The sequence below is a fragment of the Arthrobacter crystallopoietes BAB-32 genome (genome assembly GCF_000328305.2).
GTDB classification, from domain to species: Bacteria; Actinomycetota; Actinomycetes; order Actinomycetales; family Micrococcaceae; genus Crystallibacter; species Crystallibacter crystallopoietes_A.
Window position 1 is genome coordinate 1 of the sequence record NZ_ANPE02000331.1, and the last position, 1,700, is coordinate 1,700.

Sequence of the window (1,700 nt, forward strand, 5' to 3'; positions counted from 1 at the left end):
CGCAACTGGACGCGGCCGAACGCGGCGCCTGCCTGCATGCGGCCGCCAATGCGCTGCAGGCCAACGCCGCCGAACTGGCCGCCCTGAACGCCCGCGAGACCGGCCGTCCCGAGGACCAGGCGCTGGAAGGAGTGCTGGCCGGAGCCTCGACGCTGCGCCAGTACGCCGAGCTGGGACCGGTGCACCGCGGACACAGCCTCCGTGGCGGGCACCTCGCCGCCGACTATACGGTGGCCGAGCCGCGGGGCGTGGCCGCGCTGCTCACCCCGTGGAACGATCCGGTGGCCGTGGCCGCAGGCCTCATCGGCGCGGCGCTGGCCACCGGCAATACCGTCCTGCACAAGCCGAGTGAGCGCTGCCCCCAGCTGGGCATCCGGCTTGGCGCCATCCTCGCCGCGGTGCTGCCGCAGGACGTGTTCATCACGCTGACCGGCGGCCCGGCGGTGGGCGAAGCGCTGACCGGCCTGTCCGGGATCGACGTCTATGCCCACGTCGGCTCCAGCGCCACCGGAGCCCGGATTGCGCAGGCCGCGGCGGCCAAGGGTGCGCACGTGGTCCGCGAGAACGGCGGCAATGATCCGCTGCTCATCGACGAAGGAGTGGATCCGGCCTGGGCTGCGGAACAGGCGGCGATCGGGGCCTTTGCCAACAGCGGCCAGATCTGCACCTCGGTGGAGCGGATCTACGTCCACCGGGCGGTGTCCGGCGCCTTCTGCGAAGCGCTCGCGGACCAGGCGCGGCAGCGGAACACCGGCCGGCTGCTGGGACCGCTGGTGGATGACCGGCTGCGCCAGGAAGTGCACCGCCAGGTCGGCGAGGCCCTGGCCGGCGGCGCGGTCGCAGCCGAGGGCGGCTTCCTGCCCGAGGGGCCCGGCTCGTACTATCCGGCCACGGTGCTGCTCGGCTGCACCGAGAGCATGGCCATCATGCAGGAGGAAACCTTCGGCCCGGTGGCACCGGTGCGCGTGGTGGACAGCTTCGAGGAAGGCCTGGCGCTGGCTGCCGCCGGCCGCTACGGCCTCGCCGCGACGGTGCTCACGCCCGACATGGAGCACGCCCACCGTGCCGTCGCCGCGCTGGATGTCGGCACGGTCAAAATCAATGCGGTCTTCGGCGGCGCGCCCGGCGGCTCGGCCCAGCCGAGACGGGACAGCGGCCACGGCTTCGGCTACGGTCCGGAACTGCTCGATGAGTTCGTGCAGGTCAAGGTCGTGCACATCAGCCTGCCCGGCGGAGTGGTCCGATGAACACGCCCTTTGCCGGGATTTCCGGGCTGGCGGCCTGGCTGCCCGAGCGGCTTGCCGCCGCTGCACCGCAGGTGACCGTGGTCGGCGATGTGATGCTGGACGGCTGGTTCAGCGGCCGGATCGACCGGTTCTGCCGCGAGGCGCCGGCACCCGTCGTGGACCTGGCGCACCGCGACTACGCTCCCGGCGGTGCCGCCAACACCGCCATGAACCTCGCGGCGCTGGGCGCCCGCGTGCGGATCGTGGGACTGGCGGGCCGGGACGAGGCCGGCAGCCGGCTCCGCGGCCTGCTGGCCGCGGCGGGGGTGGACACGGCTGGCCTGGTGGAGCATCCGGAGGTCATGACCACCACCAAATACCGGGTGATCGGCGGGGACCAGATCATGCTGCGGATGGACGAGCGCACCCCGCGGCCGCCGGACGACGCGCTGGCCCAGCTGGCCGCCGCGGTGC

At 73.3% G+C, this 1,700-nt stretch carries 2 protein-coding genes; both read left to right on the top strand.

The features are described from left to right. Positions 1 to 1,247, top strand: a 1,247-nt coding sequence (locus tag D477_RS20765) for an aldehyde dehydrogenase family protein (protein ID WP_005275504.1), incomplete at its 5' end; no start/stop codon positions are given. Beyond that, a partial coding sequence (locus tag D477_RS20770; RefSeq protein ID WP_005275508.1) for a bifunctional heptose 7-phosphate kinase/heptose 1-phosphate adenyltransferase occupies positions 1,244 to 1,700 on the top strand: 457 nt, incomplete at its 3' end. The genes D477_RS20765 and D477_RS20770, both read left to right, overlap by 4 nt.